This is a genomic window from Christensenella massiliensis (assembly GCF_040409835.1).
GTDB lineage: Bacteria > Bacillota > Clostridia > Christensenellales > Christensenellaceae > Christensenella > Christensenella massiliensis.
The window spans coordinates 2,141,613-2,162,795 of record NZ_CP117826.1 but is presented as its reverse complement, the minus strand read 5'-3'; the positions used below and the strand labels follow the sequence as shown (position 1 = coordinate 2,162,795).

20 protein-coding genes are annotated in these 21,183 nt (G+C 53.4%); 5 read left to right on the top strand and 15 right to left on the bottom strand.

Annotated features, from left to right (window positions below; translation table 11 throughout):
- Positions 1–7: 7 nt before the first annotated feature.
- Positions 8–271 (top strand): HPr family phosphocarrier protein, encoded by a 264-nt coding sequence (locus PUP29_RS10615; protein ID WP_079545911.1) that lies wholly within the window; start codon positions 8–10, stop codon positions 269–271.
- Between the two features lie 39 nt (positions 272–310).
- Here the strand turns inward: PUP29_RS10615 and uvrC are convergent, their stop codons facing one another.
- The 7 genes from uvrC to PUP29_RS10580 all read right to left on the bottom strand — a co-directional run bounded on the left by uvrC (position 311) and on the right by PUP29_RS10580 (position 7,584).
- Positions 311–2,143, bottom strand: coding sequence for an excinuclease ABC subunit UvrC (uvrC, locus tag PUP29_RS10610; RefSeq protein ID WP_079545912.1), 1,833 nt, complete (start codon positions 2,141–2,143; stop codon positions 311–313).
- Positions 2,144–2,332: 189 nt separating this feature from the next.
- Complete coding sequence (locus tag PUP29_RS10605) at positions 2,333–3,715, bottom strand: penicillin-binding transpeptidase domain-containing protein (protein WP_079545914.1); 1,383 nt, start codon at positions 3,713–3,715, stop codon at positions 2,333–2,335.
- Positions 3,712–4,962, bottom strand: a complete 1,251-nt coding sequence (locus PUP29_RS10600; RefSeq protein ID WP_079545916.1) for an FtsW/RodA/SpoVE family cell cycle protein — start codon at positions 4,960–4,962, stop codon at positions 3,712–3,714. The genes PUP29_RS10605 and PUP29_RS10600 overlap by 4 nt, the downstream gene beginning before the upstream one ends.
- Positions 4,952–5,410, bottom strand: a complete 459-nt coding sequence (locus tag PUP29_RS10595; protein ID WP_079545918.1) for an FHA domain-containing protein — start codon at positions 5,408–5,410, stop codon at positions 4,952–4,954. The genes PUP29_RS10600 and PUP29_RS10595 overlap by 11 nt, the downstream gene beginning before the upstream one ends.
- A gap of 110 nt (positions 5,411–5,520) precedes the next feature.
- Complete coding sequence (locus tag PUP29_RS10590; protein WP_353423260.1) at positions 5,521–6,057, bottom strand: hypothetical protein; 537 nt, start codon at positions 6,055–6,057, stop codon at positions 5,521–5,523.
- Positions 6,058–6,067: 10 nt separating this feature from the next.
- The gene (locus tag PUP29_RS10585; protein ID WP_079545922.1) at positions 6,068–6,652 is read right to left on the bottom strand and encodes a J domain-containing protein; all 585 of its coding nucleotides are present in this window, start codon (positions 6,650–6,652) and stop codon (positions 6,068–6,070) included.
- A gap of 83 nt (positions 6,653–6,735) precedes the next feature.
- On the bottom strand, positions 6,736–7,584 hold the full coding sequence (locus tag PUP29_RS10580) for a DUF5685 family protein (RefSeq protein ID WP_079545924.1): 849 nt from the start codon (positions 7,582–7,584) through the stop codon (positions 6,736–6,738).
- A gap of 201 nt (positions 7,585–7,785) precedes the next feature.
- On the opposite strand from PUP29_RS10580, the gene PUP29_RS10575 reads away from it, so the two are divergent.
- A complete protein-coding gene (locus PUP29_RS10575; protein ID WP_079545926.1) occupies positions 7,786–8,451 on the top strand; it encodes a CatA-like O-acetyltransferase in 666 nt (221 codons plus the stop codon).
- Between the two features lie 6 nt (positions 8,452–8,457).
- Here the strand turns inward: PUP29_RS10575 and trpS are convergent, their stop codons facing one another.
- From trpS to PUP29_RS10535, 8 genes are all read right to left on the bottom strand, one after another.
- Entirely contained in the window at positions 8,458–9,465 is a 1,008-nt protein-coding gene (trpS, locus tag PUP29_RS10570; protein ID WP_079545928.1) for a tryptophan--tRNA ligase, read from the bottom strand.
- Positions 9,466–9,470: 5 nt separating this feature from the next.
- Positions 9,471–10,961 (bottom strand): threonine synthase, encoded by a 1,491-nt coding sequence (thrC, locus tag PUP29_RS10565; protein WP_079547783.1) that lies wholly within the window; start codon positions 10,959–10,961, stop codon positions 9,471–9,473.
- A 191-nt stretch (positions 10,962–11,152) separates the two neighbouring features.
- Positions 11,153–11,563, bottom strand: coding sequence for a hypothetical protein (locus PUP29_RS10560; RefSeq protein ID WP_079545930.1), 411 nt, complete (start codon positions 11,561–11,563; stop codon positions 11,153–11,155).
- A 251-nt stretch (positions 11,564–11,814) separates the two neighbouring features.
- Entirely contained in the window at positions 11,815–13,350 is a 1,536-nt protein-coding gene (gene gpmI, locus PUP29_RS10555) for a 2,3-bisphosphoglycerate-independent phosphoglycerate mutase (RefSeq protein ID WP_079545932.1), read from the bottom strand.
- 79 nt (positions 13,351–13,429) lie between these two features.
- Positions 13,430–14,173 (bottom strand): triose-phosphate isomerase, encoded by a 744-nt coding sequence (gene tpiA / locus PUP29_RS10550; protein ID WP_079545934.1) that lies wholly within the window; start codon positions 14,171–14,173, stop codon positions 13,430–13,432.
- Between the two features lie 129 nt (positions 14,174–14,302).
- Positions 14,303–15,484, bottom strand: a complete 1,182-nt coding sequence (locus tag PUP29_RS10545; protein WP_079545935.1) for a phosphoglycerate kinase — start codon at positions 15,482–15,484, stop codon at positions 14,303–14,305.
- Positions 15,485–15,591: 107 nt separating this feature from the next.
- On the bottom strand, positions 15,592–17,208 hold the full coding sequence (locus tag PUP29_RS10540) for a Na/Pi cotransporter family protein (RefSeq protein ID WP_353423256.1): 1,617 nt from the start codon (positions 17,206–17,208) through the stop codon (positions 15,592–15,594).
- A gap of 25 nt (positions 17,209–17,233) precedes the next feature.
- Positions 17,234–17,698, bottom strand: coding sequence for a tRNA (cytidine(34)-2'-O)-methyltransferase (locus PUP29_RS10535; protein ID WP_079545939.1), 465 nt, complete (start codon positions 17,696–17,698; stop codon positions 17,234–17,236).
- A 272-nt stretch (positions 17,699–17,970) separates the two neighbouring features.
- Between PUP29_RS10535 and PUP29_RS10530 the strand changes: the two genes are divergently transcribed.
- The 3 genes from PUP29_RS10530 to PUP29_RS10520 all read left to right on the top strand — a co-directional run bounded on the left by PUP29_RS10530 (position 17,971) and on the right by PUP29_RS10520 (position 21,161).
- Positions 17,971–18,345 carry a BlaI/MecI/CopY family transcriptional regulator gene (locus tag PUP29_RS10530; RefSeq protein WP_079545941.1) on the top strand — a complete coding sequence of 125 codons (375 nt, stop codon included), beginning with the start codon at positions 17,971–17,973 and terminating at the stop codon, positions 18,343–18,345.
- Entirely contained in the window at positions 18,342–20,870 is a 2,529-nt protein-coding gene (locus PUP29_RS10525) for a M56 family metallopeptidase (RefSeq protein WP_353423254.1), read from the top strand. The genes PUP29_RS10530 and PUP29_RS10525 overlap by 4 nt, the downstream gene beginning before the upstream one ends.
- 84 nt (positions 20,871–20,954) lie before the next feature.
- Entirely contained in the window at positions 20,955–21,161 is a 207-nt protein-coding gene (locus PUP29_RS10520) for a (2Fe-2S)-binding protein (RefSeq protein WP_079545944.1), read from the top strand.
- Positions 21,162–21,183: the final 22 nt, after the last annotated feature.

Sequence of the window (21,183 nt, the reverse complement as noted above, 5' to 3'; positions counted from 1 at the left end):
ATTTGAAATGATCTACAAAGAACTCATCATCAAAAACAATGACGGTCTGAAAGCAAAGGCAGCCGCCAGCTTCGTGCAGGTTGCCAATCAGTTTGACTCGCAGATCCTGATCGAGTTTTCCAACAAGAAGATCAACGCGAAAAGTATTATGGGGCTTTTGTCTCTTGGTGTGAAAAAGGGTGAATCCATTTATGTATTTGCCAACGGCGGCGATGAAAAAGACGCCGTCGCCGCATTGGCGGAGCTTGTCGATCATAATTTTGGGGAGTGATCCTGCTATATAAAAAGCCGGCTTTGCCGGCTTTTTTTGTCATTTCGTTTTTTCGGGATGGAAATAGGCAAATACCGCCTCTGCAACACCTGCAGGAACGCCTTTTGCCGCTTTGAGCTCATCAAGCGGGGCCGCTTCTATATTCTTTACGCTGCCGAACGCTTTGAGAAGCGCGCGCTTGCGCACCTGCCCGACGCCTTCGATCTTATCGAGCTCTCCCGTATGATGCCGCTTTTCGCGCAGAGTCCGATGATAAGAGATCGCAAAGTGATGGGCTTCATCACGTATCCCCGTCACCAACCGAAATTCCGGACTCCCCACCGTAAGCAGAATGCTTTCATCCCGACCGGGCACGAATATCTCCTCTTGCTTTTTTGCGAGGCTCACGATCGGTATTTCCTCACACCCCAGTGAAAACAGCGCATCGCGCGCCGCGTTGAGCTGCCCCTTTCCGCCGTCGATAATAATAAGGTCCGGCATGGGCAGGAAGCTTTCGTCTCCCCTAAGGCCGCGCAGCAGCCGCCGCGTGAGCGCCTCATTCAGGGAAGCAAAATCATCCGCACCCTCAAAGGATTTGATTTTAAAATGACGATTCTTTTTGCGGTCCGGCTTTCCATCCGTGAATACTACCATGGATGCAACGTTATCCGTTCCCTGTGTGTTGGAGATATCATAGCATTCGATGCGGTGCAGGTCTGTATCGAGCCCCAATGCCCGCGCGAGATTCCCTGCCGCGGCTTCGCGCTGCGCCTGCATGCCCTCTTTGATCTTGATCGCATCTCCCGCATTTTTCTTTGCAAGCTCCGCGAGCTTTCTATTATCTCCGCGTGCCGCTTCCTTGATCTCCACCTTAGAACCGCGTTTCTTGCTGAGCCACTGCATAAGCAGTTCCGCATCATCCGGCCGCGGCAGCGTATAGATGTGTTTTGGTACACCGCTTTTTTCCGCGTAATACTGCTGCAGAAATTCGCTCATGATCTCGGACAGCGGTTCTCCCTCGTAGTCAAAATAATATTTCTGCGCGTAATTGAGCTTCCCGTCGCGGAACAGGAAAGCCTGCACCACCGCCGTCCTGACTCCTTTTTCTACGGCGAATACATCTTTATCGTCAAGATTCGGGAAACCTGCCCGCTGCTTCTCGCGAATGCGGTCTATGAGCGCGATCCGGTCACGCAAAAGAGCAGCCTGTTCATAGTTCAGAGCCTCGGCGGCTTCGTTCATCTTGCGCACGAGCTCTTTGCGCACCGCGAGGTTGCCTCCCGACACCACGCTGATCACTTCCTTCACCAGTTCGCCGTATTCCTCCCGGCTGACCTTTCCCGTACACGGCCCGATGCACCGCCCCATTTCATAATTGAGACACGGGCGTTCCCCCCGCGCGATCATACGGGAAATATCATTTTTACAGCTCCGCAGCGGATAGAGACGGTATACCTGATCGAGCACGTCTCGAATGACGTGCGCGGCGATAAACGGCCCGTAATATTTTGCGCCGTCGTCCTTTACCCGGCGCACCACCGTTACGCGCGGAAATTCTTCGTTCAGGTCCACGCGCACATAGGGAAAGTGCTTATCGTCCTTTAAAAGGATATTATAATATGGGCGGTATTTCTTGATGAGGTTGCATTCGAGTATCAGCGCCTCAAGCTCTGTATCTGTAATGATATACTCAAAATCCGCAATGTGGCTGACCATAGCCGCCACTTTCGCGTATTTCTGCGCTTCCTTGCGGAAATACTGGCTGACGCGGTTTTTCAAGACCCGCGCCTTGCCGACATATATGACCGTGCCGTCTGCCCCGCGCATGATATACACACCCGGGCTTTGAGGCAGGTTTTTGATTTTCTTTTTCAGGGTTTCCGTAAGCTCCATAGCTTTATTATACCTCAAAAATTTTTCAGGTAAAAGAAAAAGGAACCTGTGCGTTCCTTTTCTGTTTTCCGGTATCGTCCGCCGCGTCTTGACCCATAGCGGTCCGTGCGTCCCGCCGTTTGCAGGGACCGGAGCCTATAAACCGCTTTCCGTCAAAAGCATGGCAGGCCGGATGCTCTTCCTGCCCGCTCAGTATCCCATATCGATGGCATGCTCTAAGATCTTCCCTGCAAGCGGCGCGGCATACGCGGAGCCAAAGCCCTCGCCCTCGCCGATGACTGCGATGGCAAGCGGATGCGCCGCGTCCTGTACATAACCGACAAACCAAGAATGGTTCTTCGTTTCGCCGTCCTCCACATATTCCGCCGTGCCCGTCTTGCCGCATACGGTCGCGTTGCCGATATTTGCGCTCGTTGCCGTTCCGCTTTCCACCGTATTGCGCATATATCCTGCAATCTGCGCCGCCACGTCCTGCGGCATGATGCTCCGAAACGCCGTCGGCGTATAGGTATAGGAGCTTACTCCGCCGTACCGCACGTCCTTGAGGGTATTCGGCTGCATGACCGTTCCGCCGTTCGCAACGCCTGCCGCGATCAGCATATTGTGCATAGGCGTTACGAGGTCATTATACTGGCCGATGCCCGCCCATGCGAGGTCCCCCATATTGCCCGATACCTCGAACTGGCTGTTATACAGCGTGAGATTCGGAAATTGGAAATTATAATTATAGGCGAATTCATTCGCCGTTTCGAGCATGATATCATCTCCCAATTCCGCGGCCAGCCGTCCGAAATAGATATTACAGGATTTCTCAAACGCAGTTTCAAGGCCGACACGGCCGTGCACGGAGGTGCAGGTCACCCTTTGGCCCTCGATGATATCCTCGCCCGTGCATTCGAACTCCATATCCGTCACTCCGTTTTCGATCGCCGCCGCCGTGGTGAGTATCTTCATGGTGGAGCCGGGCGGATAGAGTCCCTGTGTGACGCGGTTGACGAATTTTGCGCCCGATTCTTCCGTATCGTCCTTCGCCGTGTTCGGATCAAACGTCGGCTTGGATACGCTGGCGAGTATCTCGCCCGTTTCGTAATTCATCAGCACGACCGCACCCGGGCCCACGCTCATATTGTCGTAAATATATTCGGACAGGTCCGAGTCGATGGTGAGATATACGTCCCCGCCCTTCTGCCCGCTTTGCGCGCTGTTGAACTTATCCACAACGTTCTGGTCGTAGCCGTACAGGTATTTGGCATACAGCGTTTCCGCTCCCAGCGATTTCCCATAGATATCGCCTACGATATGGCTGACCGCGCGGCGGACGTCCTCGCTTTCTGCGTATTTGCGCTCTCCGTTTTCCGTATAGGCAAGCGCGACGCCGTTCCTGTCGTAGATCGTTCCCGCGTTCTCGATATTTTTCGAGGCCGAGATGCGGGGGTTATACGGCGTCGTGAACCACTGATCGCCATATACTACCGTCGAATAGAGCAGATAGGTCCCGAGCAGGACGAACAGGCAGCAGAAAACGCCGAGCATCACGCGCATATTCTTTTTGAGGTTCGGTTTCTTCTTCATGCTACGCCGCCTCCCATCTCTTCCAGCTCCGCTTCTTCATATTCTCCGTTTTTAAGCGCCACACCCTCGATGATGCCAAGCTGCATCATCGCCGACAGCATCGAGCTCCCGCCCGAGCTGACAAAGGGCATCGTGATTCCCGTGAGCGGGATCAGCTTGATGACCCCGCCGATGATGATGAAGCTTTGCAGAGACAGCATTGCCGTTGCGCCGAACACGAGCAGCTTATCAAATTTTGTGCGGGCGTCCATTGCGATCAGGATACCCCGGATGATGAACACAAGATAAAGTGCGATAATGCCGATCGCCACGATGATACCGAATTCCTCGGCGATCGCCGCAAAGATATAATCGGATGTTCCTACCGGTATCACCTCCGGCATGCCGAGCCCGAGGCCCGTGCCAAGCAGCCCGCCGCTCGCGATCGCAAGGAGCCCCTGCACGATTTGATAGCCCTTGTCGTTATAAGTCGCCCAAGGGTCCTGCCACACCTCCACGCGCGTCCGCACATGGTCGAACATCTTATAGGAAAGAAGCGCGCCGCCCGCGAAAGCCGCCGTCGCGCCGAGCGTGATGCCCACGCTGCCCGTGCCCACATAGAACACGATAAGGAAGGTGCCCGCAAAAAGGAGCGCGGCGCCGAGGTCCCGCGAAAGCACAAGCAGGCCCACACATGCAATGGTAAACAAAAAATATGGCCACATATCCCGCTTTCTCTCCCGCGAGGACAGGAAATAGGCCGTTACGATCAGAAACAATATTTTAGCAAATTCGCTCGGCTGAAAAGAAAACGGGCCGATATTGATCCAGTTCTTCGCCCCGCCGATCCTGCTTGCAAAAAGCAGCGTCATACCGAGCATGCCGACCGCAAGGATCATAAAAAACCAGTTCGCTTTTCCGAAATCATGCGTCCTTTTGATCACCAGCATGGCGACGATCATGCATACGTTGCCGATCAGGATCCAAATCAGCTGTTTCTGCGCCGTTTCCGGATCGATCCGGTAGAGGATCACGATACTGATGACGCACAAAAAATCGGCAATCAGAAGCGCGAACCGCTCGAGATGCTTAAAAATGCTTTTCAGCACATTATACTGCACGATGAGAAACACAGCGAAAATAACGCCGAGCAATGCCGCTTCCATATTGAACGCCCCGCCCGCAAAGGAAAGCAGGAGCATTCCGGATAAAAGAAACAATATCATAAACGCAAGGACTATGCCTGCGCCAAACCGTTTAATGATCATTTTCTATCCTCGTCCTTTTAAAATACACGCGCATCTCTACGTCTCCGAAAGAAACGGCGTCTCCTGTTTTCAGCCTGTGGGCCGTCGTCGCGCGGCGGCCGTTGATCTTTGTAGGCGCTTTTTGCCCGGGCTGCAGATAGTAATCGTCTCCGTCTTGAAAAATAACTGCATGGTTCCGTTTTACCGTCCTGTCCGGCAGGACGATATCGCAGTCCGGTGCGCTGCCGATCGTATTATTTTCGCGCAATCCAAAGCGGTCGCCGACAAATTCCCTCGGCCCGCCGATGATCTTCATATAGCCCCCGAATTGGCTGATCTCCGTCATGACAAACTTTTTCTGCTGATATTCCTTATAGGAGATGTAAATCACCGCGATGAGCACAACGAGCACAGCCGCAATGAACCAGTAGCGCAGCGCATAGGCCGCGACTTCATAAGCCGATCCCATAAAAACCTCCTCTGTTTTTCGCCCGCAGCGAAAAGCAATGAAGCGCCGGGCGTAAATAAAGCCGCCTTACAGCGGTTTCCGCGAACGCATCTATGCCGCGTTCCTTTGTTTCAGAACTCGCCCGTATTCAGCAGCACATTACGCAGGCCGCCGTAATACCATTGGGTGATCTTCGTAAAGAGCCAATCATAGAATAGAAACACGAGCTCCCCTGCAATCACAAGGCCCCACCACGGAACCGCAAACGGGAGCTGCTCCGTCATGAAGCCGCCCGTCTGGAAATAAATCAATGCTGCGCCAATATTGAAATAGACCAGCTTTTTTACCAGAGCGGAGCCGCTTCCCCGCTGTGCGTCTGTAAAATATTTGAATATCCCGTAATGCCCGAAGAAAAAAAGATAGGGCAGCATGCCTGTTTTGACCGGAACGATCAAAAATCCGAGAAACAGCACGCACACAAAAGAAATGACGGCCGCCGCTGTCATACGTTCCACCATAATGCCCATAATGAACAGCGACGAAACGAAATACAGTGTGATGCGAAGTACGGGCAGTATGTTTGCAAGATAGAGCGTAAACAGCGTAAGCGCGGCAAACATGACGACCAAGCTTCCCCTGTTTGTTCTTTTCCCATAGTTTCTTACCATTCCATGCTCCTTAAATGCAGCAGAAAACCGGCCAGCGGAAGCACATTCCGCCCGCTACGCAGCCAAGGCACAGGCAGGTCGAGCAGATACTCCACATTTTACGGGAGCCGCTGTTTTCACCGCCATCCCCAAAATCCATATACATACCGGTCGCCTGTGTCATCGTGCGCATCGCCTGTTCGTATTCCGCGTTCCCCGGCTCCATCTGATAGGCGATGTTAAAATGCTCTGCGGCGCCGTCATACCAGCCCCGCCGGAACAAAATAACTCCCATCAGGTAGTGCCATTCCGCAGGGCGCTCGGACATACGGTTGAGCATCGCCTCCGCTCCGGCAAGATCGCCCCGCTGGATCGACATACGCACCGCAGCAAACTGCGGCGAGCCGCCTGCCTGCGTATAATTTCCCTGTTTCATTTTGGTGATCATATCGTAAGCCGCGTTGACCTGCTTCAGCTTTTCGCTGGCAGCCGCCTGCTTTTCCGGATCGTTTGCAAAACGGTCCGGGTGATATTTCTTGACCAGTCTACGGTAAGCCGCCTTGATCTCTTCATCTGTGGCGTTCTGCGAAACGCCGAGCACTTCGTATGGGTTCATTCCGCTCCTGTTACTATCCCTTACGGAATTTCAGATTGAAAGCATGCCCCGCGTGCAGGCATCTTTCATTCCGTATTCTTTCTTCAAATTCTTTTTTCCACGGGCACTGTGATCCGTTTACCCGTCTCTAAAACCGTCCTTGTCTGCTCCCTGCAGCCCAGATAGACGATATTTTCCAATAAATCCCTGTTTTGCTTCAGCTCCAGGCGTGAAAGCGCCTGTCCGGCCTGAGACAGCGTATAGTAGAGGCTCCGCCCGATTTTCTCGCGCGTGTTTACATCCGGCTGCCCATATTTGCAGGCGTAAACATTATAATCGCCCCGCTTCAGGTCTTCTTCCCAATCCTCCGCCGCATCAATGAGGTAGATCCACCGTCCGAGGCTATAGCCGATATCATACAGGATATGCGACTGCAATATATCCGCATCCATCATGACCGTTCCAAGCAGACGCGCGTAGGAATCCGCCGCGGCATCTGTATTCGGCGATTTTTCGCGTTCCAGCCGAATCAGCTCGGCGATCGTTTCGTCCGCCACCCGCACAACACTTTCGTGCCGTGCTTTTGCTTTGGAAAACGCCTTTTTCAGAAACGTCCGCGCAAGGCGCATGCCCGGCTTCCCATCGCGCACATGGTCTTCCGCGCTGTAGTAGGCCATCAGAATATTGATATCCGCCGCGAAACGCGCAGCCGGCGTTACCACTGCCGGACGCTTTTTCATTGGATTCACTGCGCACCGCACCGGCTCCGCCTCTCCGGCCTCTCCGCGCAGGCCGTCCGCAAGCAGGTATAAAAAAACGCTGTCGAAATTGAGCACCGCCGTTTTCCTGTACTCGCTCTTCAGCGCACGGCACAGTCCGCAGTAATACGCACGGTACACATTCAGCTCACGCACTTTCATCTCTCCGGTGAGAGGAACGACATATCCAAACATAGAGTTATTATATCATCAAAAAAATCTTGTTTCCATGATTCCGCGAAAAAATGCGCCTGAAATCCCCTTTTTTTTAGAATTTGTTCACAAATTTGCTTATGCCGCCTAATCACAGATTATTCCGCGTCTCTATACATTAACGATACATAGCATCCGGTATTTTTCTGTGTTATAATGATAAAAAGCGGAAAGGAACAGCGCATGGCACAAAATATTTTGGGTTCTTTTCACCCCATCGATAAAAGCACATGGAGCCGCGCGGCTTATTTTGATCACTACCAGAACGATACGGTGTGCACCTACAGCATTACAGCAAACCTCCAAATCACTCGTCTGCTTGATTTGCTGAAGCAAAGGGGCAAAAAGCTGTTTCCGGCGCTCATCTATATGACAGCAAAAGTATTTAATGCGCACCGCGAATTCAAAATGCACATGCTTTCGGACGGCACGGTCGGATATTTTGATGCGATCCACCCCTATTTTACGTATTTCCATAAGGACGACGAAACATTTTCCGATATTTGGCTTGCGTACTGCGAGGATTTTTCCGCCTTTCACGACGCTTATCTGCATGCTGTCTGCGAATACGGAAACAAAAAAGGCTTGTATTCCAAAGAAAACAAGCCTGTCAATTCTTTTCTGGTCTCCTGCCTGCCGTGGCTTTCCTTTACCAGCGTTGACCTCCAGATGACTTATCCGAAAAAAATCAATTTACTTCCACTCACTGTGTTTGGCAAATATTTTGCACAAGCCGGGGAAATCCTGATCCCGCTCTCCGTCCATGTGCACCACAGCGTATGCGACGGCTTCCATACAAGCCGTTTCTTCTGTGAAATGCAGCGGCTTGCGGATGAGCTTTCCTTTTAGTCCGGCTCACAGCCTCCGAGGCGCAAGGCCGATCTTGCGCTGCACCTTGGAAAGCGTTTTACGCGCAGCATAGGCCGCCTTTTCCGCATTTTCCGTCATGATCTTTTCCAAAAACGCCTTATCGCCGCGCACCTCATGGTAACGCTTTTGGAGCGGCTCAAGCTCTGCGATCACAGCGTCCGTCACGCCCTGCTTCAGCACGCCGTAGCCCTGCCCTGCAAATTCCTTTTCGCATTCGGGCATTGCTTTGCCCGTAATGGCCGAATAGATGGTGAGAAGATTGGAGACGCCCGGCTTTTCCTCCGCAAAGCGGATCTCGCCATCCGAATCCGTCACCGCCCGTTTCAGCTTCCGCGCGATCACATCCGGCGGGTCAAGAAGCGCAATAAACGCGTTTGTATTCTCGTCCGACTTCGACATCTTTTTTTCCGGCTCCTGCAGGCTCATGATTTTCGCACCTGCCCTCGGAATATACGGCTCCGGCACAGTAAACACGTCTCCATAGATATTATTAAAACGGATCGCGATATCCCGTGTGAGCTCAAGATGCTGCTTCTGGTCTACGCCCACAGGAACGAGATCCGCCTGATAAAGCAGGATATCCGCCGCCATCAGCACGGGGTAGGTGAACAGGCCCGCATTGATGTTGTCTCCCGCTTTCGCGCTCTTTTCCTTGAACTGCGTCATGCGGGAAAGCTCGCCCATATAGGTAAAGCAATTGAGGAGCCATGCCAACTCCGCGTGCGCGCTCACATGCGACTGCATATAGAGTACGTTCGCTTCCGGGTCGATACCGGAGGCAATGAGAATAGACATAACGTCCAGCGTGCGTTTCCGAAGCGCTGCCGGGTCCTGCCGCACTGTGATCGCGTGCAGGTCGACCACGCAGTAATAGCACTGATATTCATCTTGGAGCGCCGCCCAGTTTTTGACTGCGCCGAGATAGTTTCCGAGCGTCAGGTCTCCCGACGGCTGTATCCCGCTGAATATCGTCTTTTTCTGTTCTGTTTCCATCTGTCTTATTCTCCCATTCGTTCGATAAATACTTCTACCGCGCTCTTGAGCTCCGTGCGCCCTACGACGTCGGGGTGGAGCACCGGTTTTTCCTGAAGGTCCGCGATCTGCGGCGGGATCTCCGTTCCCGTCGCCTGCGCAAGCAGCTGCGCAGCGCGGAATGCATCGTCTTCATCCTGCCCGGATATGCAGCGCAGCACATCCTGCGTAAATTTATAGGGGTTCGCCGTAGACACGACGACGCATACCGCATCGTCTCCCGTTTCCCGCCTGTATTTTTCTTCTACGCACTTGGCGACAGCCGTGTGCGGATCGATCAGATAGCCGTGCGTTCCGAACGTTTCACGGATCGTCTGCGCGGTTTCCTCCTCGCTCGCAAAATCCGCCCAGAACGTTCCCTTAAGCTGCGCCTGCGTTTCCTGCGGTATCTCATATTTCCCGCTCGTCTTCAGCGCCTCCATCCACGCGCGTACCTGCGCGTCGTCTCGGCCTGTGACCTCAAACAGCAGCCGCTCAAGGTTGCTGGAGATGAGAATATCCATGGACGGCGACATCGTTTTGTGGAACGGACGGTTCGCGTCGTAAACGCTCTTGTTGAAAAAGTCCGTCAGCACGTTGTTTCCGTTCGAGGCGCATATCAGCTTTTTCACCGGGAGCCCCATGCGCTTTGCATAATAGCCGGCGAGAATGTTTCCGAAGTTCCCCGTCGGCACGACAAAATTGATCTCTTCCCCGTCCGCTATCTTTCCGTCCGCCGCAAGCTTGGCGTACGCATAGATATAATATGCCACCTGCGGAATGAGCCGCCCGAAGTTGATCGAATTCGCGGATGAGAACGTATAGCCCGCTTTTTTCAGGAATGCCTTCAACGTTTCATCTGCAAACAGCGCCTTTACGCCCGTCTGCGCATCGTCAAAATTCCCCTGTACGCCGCACACCGCGACATTGCCTCCCTCCTGCGTGACCATTTGCAGCTTTTGCATCGTTGCCACGCCGTCCGCCGGATAGAAAACCTCGATCGCCGTCCGCGGCACGTCCCGGAAGCCTTCGAGGGCCGCTTTTCCCGTATCTCCGGAGGTCGCAGTCAAAATCAGCACATTCTCCTCTTGTTTATGGATATCGAGCGCCCTGCGGATAAGCCGCGGCAGCACCTGAAGCGCCATATCTTTAAACGCAAGCGTAGGCCCGTGCGTCAGTTCCATCACGTATTCCGCCGGGGAAAGCTCCTTTATGGGAACGACCCGGGAATCGTCGAACGTTCCGTAAGCCTGCTGGGTGATTTCCGCAAGCGCGGCCTCATCCATATCAAAAAAATATTGAAGCACCCGTGCCGCAAGGATATCATACTCATGCGCCGCGTATGCCTTCATCTCCTCGAGGTCGATCTCGGGAAACGTTTCGGGAACGAAAAGCCCTCCATCTGCGGCGATGCCCTGAAGCACCGCCTGTGTGGCGGGAATGGCGTTCATTTTTCCGCGTGTGCTCAAAACCTGCATTTTTTCTTGTTCTCCTCCATAATAAAACGTGAAAAGCGGACAGCCGCAAGTCCATACGAAGCCTGTTTGCAGGCGGTGTGCCTGCAAGCCGCATTTACTCGGTACTGTCCGCCTTAAGCCTTGCGGCTTAACGCAATTCTCTCCTGTCAGCGCCGGGCGCGGCAAGCGCCCGCATCAAAAAACGCGTTTCCTCAGATGATGTACTCTTTGAGGAAGTCCGGGGCCTGCGCCGGATCCGCGCTGATGATAATGACCGCTTTGAAATCATTCTTTTCGGTCAGCGCCTGAATTTTTTCGATCAGGTCTTTCAGCTCCGTAACGTCCTTTTTTACGATCTTCAGAAATGCGTCGATGAATACCGCCTCTATGTCATAGTTTTGGGAAACCATACCGCACAGCATGCCGTAAAGGGCGTCTCCGGAATCGATCCCAAAATCCTTTACATCCACAAAACGCGCCTGATGCGCCACGTCATACATATAACGCTTGTCGTCATCGATAAAAACGACGTCTCCCTTTGTGGAATTCAGCTCCGCGTTCGCAAGATCGATCAGTCTTTTTGTTTTCCCACTGCCCTTTTTTGCATAAATCAATTGTATCATGGTAAAGACCCCCTTGTTTTTTGATAGGTTACGCTTAAACTCATTATAATATATATATCCGCTTTTATCCACAACAAAAAATTATTTTTGGCAAGAAAAACCGCGCCGAACGGATTTTTTCGTCCGGTGCGGGGGCTTCGTCTGTCATTCATATAGAAAGTGCCATTCCTGCACTTTTCGTATCACACAACCGAATCTATTTTGACAAAATCAAAAAAGCTGCCCCGGCAAATACCGGGGCAGCCTTCCGTTTACTTTTCAAGCAGGCTTTTTCCTTCCATCTCAACAGGCTGAGGAAGCCCCATCAGGTCGAGCATCGTCGGCGCAAGGTCCGCAAGAATGCCGCCCTGCCGCAGTTTAGCAAGCTGATGCTGCTTCGACACCAAAATGCAGGGAACCGGGTTCGTGCTGTGCGCCGTGAACGGGCCCCCTGTTTCCGGGTCTACCATGATCTCTGCGTTGCCATGGTCGGCCGTGATGAGCACCTCGCCGCCCACCTTAAGGACCGCATCAACGACCTTTCCGACGCATTCGTCCACTGCTTTTACTGCTTTCACTGCCGCTTCGAACACGCCCGTATGTCCCACCATATCGCAGTTCGCAAAATTGAGGATCATAACGTCGTATTTCTGCAATTCGATCAGCTCCACCGCCTTTGCGCATACCTCCGGCGCGCTCATTTCCGGCTGGAGGTCGTACGTTGCGACCTTCGGCGACGGGATGAGCACTCTGTCCTCTCCCTCGTTCGGCTGTTCTACGCCGCCGTTAAAAAAGAAGGTCACATGCGCATACTTCTCTGTTTCCGCGATGCGGAACTGCTTTTTGCCCTTTTTCGCAAGATATTCCCCCAACGTATTCCGGAGCACCTGCGGCTTATAGGCCACATGCACGTTCTCGAACGTCTTATCGTACTGTGTCATACATACGAAAAAGGTGGGGAAATAGGTGTGCGCAAAGCCGTCGAAATCCGTCTGTGTGATGCTGCGCGTCAGTTCGCGCGCACGGTCCGGGCGGAAATTAAAAAAGATGACCGAATCGTTTGCCTTAAGCTTTGCGACCGGTTCGCCGTTTTCCGTGATGACTACGGGCTTTACGAACTCGTCGTACTCCTTTTTGTCGTAGGAGGCCTGCATTGCCTCGGCTGCGTCCGCCGCGTTCACGCCCTCTCCTTTTACGATCGCGTCATAGGCAAGCTCCACACGCTCCCAGCGGTTATCCCGGTCCATTGCATAGTAACGGCCCATGACCGTCGCGATCCTGCCCACACCGATCTCTTTGATTTTTGCCTCGAGCTGTTCAATGAAACACTTTCCGCTGTCCGGCGGTACGTCGCGGCCATCCATCAGGCAATGTATGTATGTCCTGTCCCCGACGCCGTTTTCTTTCGCCAGCTTCAGGAGCGCATATAAATGCTCCTGATGGCTGTGCACGCCGCCGTCCGAGATCAGCCCGATGAGGTGAAGCGCGCTGCCGTTTTTCTTTACGTTCCCGACTGCATCCAGAAACTCCTGCTTGCTGAAGAAGTCTCCGTCTGCAATCGACTTTGTGATGCGGGTAAGCTCCTGATAGACGATGCGCCCCGCGCCGATATTGAGATGTCCGACTTCAGAATTGCCCATTTGTCCGTCGGGAAGACCCACGGACATACCGCTCGCGCCGAGCTGCGTGCTCGGATATTCCTCCGTCAGCCTTTTGATATTCGGTATTCCCTCTGCATAGATGGCGTTCCCCTCCGTTTGTGCGGTGAGGCCGAAGCCGTCCATAATAATCAGTGCTGTAAATGCCATTTTTTATCCACCTTACCATTTCCGCCGCTCTCCGCTGTCTGCGGCGCGGCCGCCACACACGGGGCTACGGCCCCGTATATCAATAATTTACTACTTTGGAAAAATCTTCCGCTTTGAGGGAAGCGCCGCCGATGAGTCCGCCGTCGATATCGCTCATGGCCATAAGCTCAGACGCATTTTTAGGGTTCATGCTTCCGCCATACTGTATTCTTACCTCGTCCGCGGCTCCTCCAAACACTTCTCTGATCGCCGCGCGGATCTCTTTGATCGTATCGTTTGCATCGTCCGCCGTCGCGGTCTTGCCCGTACCGATTGCCCAGATCGGTTCGTATGCGATGACGACCTTGGCTACTTCACTTTCCGCTAAGCCGAGGAGCGCCAGCTTCGTCTGCTTGCGTACGACCTCCGCCGTTACGCCGCTTTCGCGTTCTTCAAGCTTCTCGCCCACGCACACGATTGGGATAAGGCCCTTTTCCAGCGCCTTTTTCACTTTCAGATTCACAGTTTCGTCCGTTTCCGCATAATATTCACGGCGCTCGGAATGCCCGATGATGACATACTGTACGCCGAGGTCGAGCAGCATATCCGCCGAGACCTCACCTGTAAACGCACCGGAATCGTGATAATCAAGATTTTGCGCGCCGAGGCCGATATTCGAGCCCTTCAGTGCCTGTGCAGCAGCGGCAAGGTCCGCCGCGGGCGGGCAGACGACAACGTCCGCGTCCGCGTCCGCAACGAGCGGCTTTAGCTCGTTTATCAGGCTGACTGCCTCGCTTGCCGTTTTATTCATTTTCCAATTTCCCGCGATGATCGGTTTTCTCATAATATAAAATCGCTCCTTTTAAATTATTGATCTTTTTGAAAAGGACGGAGAGCCTCCGTCCTTTCACCATCGTTCTTCCCAGTACGCGCAGGGAATGCGGCGCAGAAATCTGCCGCGTCCGCACGCGCCTTATTTGTCGTTCAGAGCCGCTACGCCCGGCAGTTCTTTGCCCTCCAAAAATTCCAGAGACGCGCCGCCGCCCGTAGAAATGTGGGACATCTTGTCTGCAAAGCCAAGCTTTTTTACCGCCGCCGCGCTGTCGCCGCCGCCAATGATCGTGATTGCCGATGAGTCTGCCAGCGCTTCCGCGATGGCTTTCGTGCCGCCTGCGAACGCGGACATTTCCGCAACGCCCATCGGCCCGTTCCAAATGACCGTCTTGGCGCGTTTGATCTCATTTGCAAAGATGATACGCGTGGACGGCCCGATATCGAGCGCCATCGCATCCGCCGGGATATTCTCCGCCGCTACGATCTGCGTTTCCGCGTCCGCCTTGAACTCCTTTGCCACGACGAAATCGGATGGAAGCATGATTTTGATGCCTTTCTTCTTTGCCTGATCCATCAAGTCGCGCGCAAGGTCGAGCCTTTCGTCATCCACAAGGGATTTGCCCATTTCATAGCCCTGCGCCTTAACGAACGTATTCGCCATGCCGCCGCCGATAATCAGGCAGTCCACCTTTTTCAGCAGGTTCTCGATCACGCCGATCTTATCCGAAACCTTTGCGCCGCCGAGAATTGCGATAAACGGCCGCGCCGGGTCTTCAAGCGCTTTGCCCATGACGGAAAGCTCTTTTCCGATGAGGAAGCCTGCGACAGCCGGAAGATAATCCGCTACGCCCGCCGTAGAAGCGTGCGCGCGGTGAGCCGTTCCGAACGCATCCAGAACAAAAATATCGCCGAGGCTTGCAAGCTGTTTCGCAAACTCTGCGTCGTTTGCCGTTTCTTCCTTATGGAACCGGAGGTTCTCAAGCAGAACGACCTGCCCTGCCTCCATAGAGTCTACTGCTTCCTGCGCTTCTTTGCCTACGCAGTCCTTCGCAAAAATGACCTTGGTATCCAAAAGCTCGCCCAAACGCTTTGCGACGGGAGCGAGGGAAAACTCCGGCTTGACCTCGCCCTTCGGACGTCCGAGGTGAGACATCAGTATTACCTTAGCGCCGTTGTCGAGCAGGTACTGGATCGTCGGGAGAGCCGCCTGAATGCGCGTCTCGTCTGTGATCTCCCCGTTTTCATTCAGCGGCACGTTGAAATCAACGCGCACAAGCACCTTTTTTCCCTGTACGTCAATATCTTCAATCGTTTTTTTCATGACCTTTACTCCTTTTTCAATCGTTATTCACATACCCTTTTATTTTAATCAATAAAACGCCAATAATCAAGCCCGGAATCCGCCGGGCCGCATGCGCCGGCAGAGCGCTACTGAAGCTCTCCGCGCAGATAGATCTGCGCAATATTCGCCACATGGTCGGCAACGCGCTCGCACATGGTTATCACATCCGTAAAAACGGTGCTGGCCTGCGCGCTGCATTCTCCTTTCTTAAGGCGCTTGACATGGTTCTTTTTGATCTTCATTTCATAGCGGTCTACCTCGTCTTCGATCTCGATCACCCGCTGGGCGCTCTCGAGCTTTCCTTCCTTGAGCGCTTCGCGCAGGAGGCGGAACGATTCGGCGATCTTATCCGCCATGAACTGTATCTCGACGGCGCCCTTTTTGGATATCTTGATTTTCTTATCCAGACGGATCGCCGCGATATCTGCGATATTCTGTGCAATATCCGAAATACGCTCGATGTCCATAATCGCATGCAGAAGCCCTGTTACCGTGCGGGAATCCGTTTCTGAAAGTCCCGCCTGGCTGGCGTTCGCGAGCGCGTCTGTGATCTCATGGTTCAGATAATTAACGACCTTTTCGTTTTCCCCTACCTGATCGATCATCTTTTCGTCCCGCTCAAGAAAGCTTTTGACCGCCAATTCGAAGTTTTCGCCGGAAAGCCGCTCCATCCGCGCCACTTCTGCGATCGACTGCCCGACTACGACCGGTGCGCTGTCCGCATTTTTATCGATATACTTCAGTTTCTTTCCTTCCAGCTGCTTATCCTCGCCCCGCACAAAGAAGCAGGCTATTTTCGTCAATATCTGCGGGAAACCGATGAAGAGGAACGCGCATACCACATTAAAGAAGGTATGGAAGTTTGCCATCTGCTTGACCGGCTCGCCCGGCGTCCACGATTTCACCCAATCCACAAGAGGCGTGAACTGCATGACCGCCATAAAGATGAACGCGCCGATAATGTTGAAGAACAGCAGAGCGATCGCCGTACGCTTTGCCGTCTTGGTTCCGGAGATGCTTGCGAGGATCGCTGTGACGCACGTTCCGATGTTGAGGCCGAGAATGACATAGACCGCCGCATCGAGCCCCATGATCCCCTGCATGGCAAAGGCCTGAATGATCCCCATCGTGGCGGACGAGCTTTGGATGACAGCCGTCACCGCAAGCCCTGCGAGAAGCCCGAGCCACGGGTTTTGGAAAGAGGCCAGCATATCGACGAAAGGCTGGTAATCCCTCAGGGGGGCGACTGCCTCCGACATCAGCTCCATGCCGAACAGCAGTATCCCGAGCCCCCCGATGATCTCCCCGATTCTCCGGACCGAGCGTTTTTTGACAAACAGCATGATGAGGACGCCGGCAAAGAGCACAATCGGCGCAAATTCCGTGATCTTGAGCGCAACGATCTGCGCCGTTACCGTCGTTCCGATATTGGCGCCGATCCCCACATTGATCGCCTGTGTAAGCGACATAAGGCCCGCATTCACGAACCCGACGACCATGACTGTTGTCGCAGACGAGCTTTGAATGACAGCCGTCACGCCCGTTCCGAGCCCCAGCGCGGCAAAACGGTTCTTGGTCATAAGTTCAAGCCCGGTCCGCAGCTTATCGCCCGCAGCTGCTTCAAGACCGTCCGACATCAGCTTCATTCCATACAGGAACAGCCCGAGCCCCCCGACCAGCATCAAAATACTCGCTAAATCCATATAAAGTTCCCCCATTGAGAAATTTTCATTTCAAAGAAAAATAATCGTTCTGCCGGAGCGCCTCATATACGCCCACGCATACCGCGTTGGAAAGGTTCAGGCACCTCTGCCCGCCGCGCATCGGGATGCGCACGGAGCGGCTCTCATTTTGTTCGAGCAGCTCTTTTGGCAGGCCGGCCGTTTCTTTTCCAAAAACCAGAAAACAATCTCTTGAATAATCTGCTTCATGGAAGCTTCTGGGCACCTTAGAAGAAAAATACCAAAAATCCCCATTCGGGTATTTTTGGTATAGTTCTTCTATGCATTCGTATGTATATAAAGTAAGATCTTTCCAATAATCAAGCCCGGCCCGGCGGACATGCTTTTCATCGAGCGAAAAGCCCATCGGGCCAACGATATGAAGCACGCTCCCCGTGACGACACAAGTGCGCGCTATATTCCCCGTATTCTGCGGGATCTCGGGTTCCACCAAAACAACTTGAATCGCCATTTTAACCCAGCCTTCTCCATAAGCTCAAAATCAATCCATGATAATTATAAAGTAAAACGCAGGTGGGCGCAATGTAAAAATCCCGTAAAATAAAAATTTAAGTTTTTCGCTTGGCAATGCCATTTTTCGCCTCTTTTCCGCAGTTTTCCAAAGTATTTTTACTTTTCTGTTGACATTCTCTCTTATATGATTATACTTATAATCATAAGCTTGCTTTTATAGTCACAGGACTGTGTTTTGACTACTTTCATTTAAAAAAGGAGAATAAGCAGATGACGGAAACTTTGACTTACAGTGAATGGATGGTAATGAACGCACTTTGGGGCAAAGATCCGCAGCCTCTTTCCGGCGTGATCGAGGCTATGGGAGAAACGGTAGATTGGAGTTACCGTACCTATGCCTCCTATCTGAAAAAATTATGCGATAAGGGCTTCGTCGGGTTCGAGGCAAAGGGACGCGATAAATTCTATTATCCGCTCGTGCCCCGCGAAGACTGTATCCGCGCGGAAAGCCGCAGCCTTCTGAAAAAGGTCAGCGCCCGCAGCAAAAAAGACCTGCTCGTATGTATGATCGAAGAGAGCGGCCTCTCAAGCTCCGACCAGGCCGAGCTGCGGTCTCTGATCGAGCATCTGGGGGATTCAAAATGAACATCTTTTCCGCTTTGCTTGAAGTCACCGTTTATTCAGCCGTTTTATTCGCGCTGGTCCTTCTTTTGAAGCGTATATTCCAAAAACGGTTTTCCCCTTCTCTGCAATATTTCGTATGGTTCCTGCTCCTTGCGCGGCCGGCGGTTCCTTTTACCGTGGAAAGCGGGATAGGCTTTTTTACGCTTCCGCAAAGCACTTTCTCCGCGGCGGCTGCATCCGCCTCCGGCGATGAGCTTTCCGGCTCCACCGCCTCCGCGAGGCCCGAAAGGATGGAAAGTATGCAGGCGCCGCAGACTGAAACAATCTCGCACACCGCCCCGGCTTCCGCTGCAGCTGCGGCGACTGAGTCCGCAGACGCGGGCGAGCCGAGCGGCGATGCCGAAGCGCCGTCAACACAGACGGCACCCAGTTCGGCGGCGGCCCCCCCGGTTCGGCCCGGCGTCATTCTGTTTACCGTATGGCTGTCCGGCATCGCCGTACTCACTATAAAAACGGTAAAGGATCATATTTCCCTCTCCCTCCGGCTGAAGCATGCTTCCGTACTGCCGCCGCCCGAGGTGAGGCGTATGGTCGATCAGGTGCGGCGTGAGCTTGGCATCAAGCGCAGGCTTCGTGTTTTGATGCAGGACTCCTTTCCCTCTCCAGCGCTTACCACATCACTGAATCCGACGCTCCTTTTGCCGCTTTCTCTTCTAAACGCTCCTGCACAGATGTATTTTTCCATACGGCATGAGCTGGTCCATTTCAAGCGCTGCGACTATCTCGTATGCTTGCTGATGCTTGTCCTGCGCGCCGTTTATTGGTTCAATCCGGTCGTCTGGCTGATGCAGCGGCCCATAAAAACAGATATGGAGGCCGCCTGCGACAATATCGCGACCGCCGCGCTTTCACAGGAAAAAAAGAAAGCCTATGCGCATACCATACTCAAAATGTTTGCCGGGCATGACCGTCCTCAGCCCGTACTTGGAATGTCTGTTCCCGCCAACCGTAAAACCGCCGAGAGGAGGATCCGCAGCATTTTCGCCGGGCGGAGGACCGGACGGGGCAGTAAGGTCTTATGTATCGCTGCCGCCGTTCTGTTTGCCGCCGTATGCTTCACGACCGCCTGCCAGCCTGCGGCAGAGGTCTATCCCGGCATCACAGACAGAGACCGCTTTGCAGAAGGGACACTCGTCGCCGGCGTGAACGTAGGGGGTATGACGTTTGATGAGGGTAAAAATGCCGTTCATCCCGTCGCCGAAGGGCTGCTTGAGCATAACATCGAGTATACCGTAAAAGGGATCGATACCCCTTATACGCATTCTCTTGCCAGCCTCGGCGTTTCTCTCGATCTTGACAGCGCGCTTGCACACGCGATGAAAAACGGAGGGGATGGCAGAAACTTTCCTATAGAGACATCTGTAGACGACGGTATGCTGGAGGCTGCGGTCGCACGCGACAGCGCCGGCTGGAATCAGCCTGAAGCTTCTTACTCCGTCGAAACCGCGCGCAGCGAGGAGGCGCTCACAACTTCCGGAAAGATCGTCGCCAATACACCGGAAACTTTTTTCCGTGTGGATCAGGAGGCGCTCGTTGAACAGATCAGAAAACAGATAGAACGCGGAGCGTATGAACCGTTTTCTGCACCCGGGAGGACGCAGCAGGCCGCCCCCGCAGCAGGGCAGGAGCCTGTATTGATGGGAACATTCAGCACGGCTTACCGTTCATCAGATTACGGCAGGCGGTATAATATCTGGAAGATGGCGGATATCATCAACGGTGTAGAGATTTTGCCGGGTGAAACGTGGTCCATCAATGAAGAGGCAGGCCCGCGCACCTACAGCCGCGGCTGGAAAGGTGCGCCGGGCATTTCGAACGGCGAATATAAGGAGGAAGCGGGCGGCGGTATTTGTCAGGTATCCTCTACCTTATACGGTGCGGTGCTGCGCAGTGAAATAGAAGTTGTGGACCGTTCGCATCATTCATGGCCGCTCGAATATGTACCGGGCGGACTCGATGCGACGATCTCAACTGATGCACCTGATTTTATCATCCGCAACAATTATGACGTACCCGTTTATATCGTCGCGACCTGTGACGGGCAAAACGAGGCTACGATACAGGTAGATATTTATGGTCCCGGATTTGAGGACGGCCTGCGGCGGGAGTTTACCTCCGAGCTGATCGGTACGTTCGGGGGCGGCAAGGTGCAGTATATCGACGATCCGAGCCTGCCCGCCGGAACGGAGCAGATGATCATCAAGGAGCATACCGGGAAAAAGTACCAGACCTATGAGCACTATTATGATGCGGAGGGGAATCTCGTCAAAACGGAGAAATTCAGCATAGAGACGTACGACAACAAGCCCGCGAAGATCAGGCGGGGAACGGGAGCCGCAGCGCCGACGCCTGCCCCAACGCCCGAAATGCCGATGACTCCTGAGCCAACGCCCGCCCCGTCCGCTACTCACGGAACACAAGCTTCTGAAGAGCAGACCCCCGTTCCCGCACCCGTCCTGCCTCCTTCTCCGTCTGTTTCCGAATAAAAAACGGAGCCTTCTAAAATTTTTGCATACACCGGATAAAAAAGGGTATATAATGGATAGAAGAACGATTGGGAGGTGGTTTCGATGGCAACGGAAAACAAAGTGATCTGCAACTGCAAACAGGTAACGCTTGCAGATATCGAAAGCGCTCTGCGCAGCTCAAAAAGCATGACGGACGTTACTTCCGCTTTCGACGATGTCCAGCGGGTGACGCATTGTTCTACCGGCTGCGGCCAGTGTCATGATAAGATCATGGACATCATTTCGGATATGATGTATACCATTATCTAAAGCGAAGCAATCAAAAAAAGCA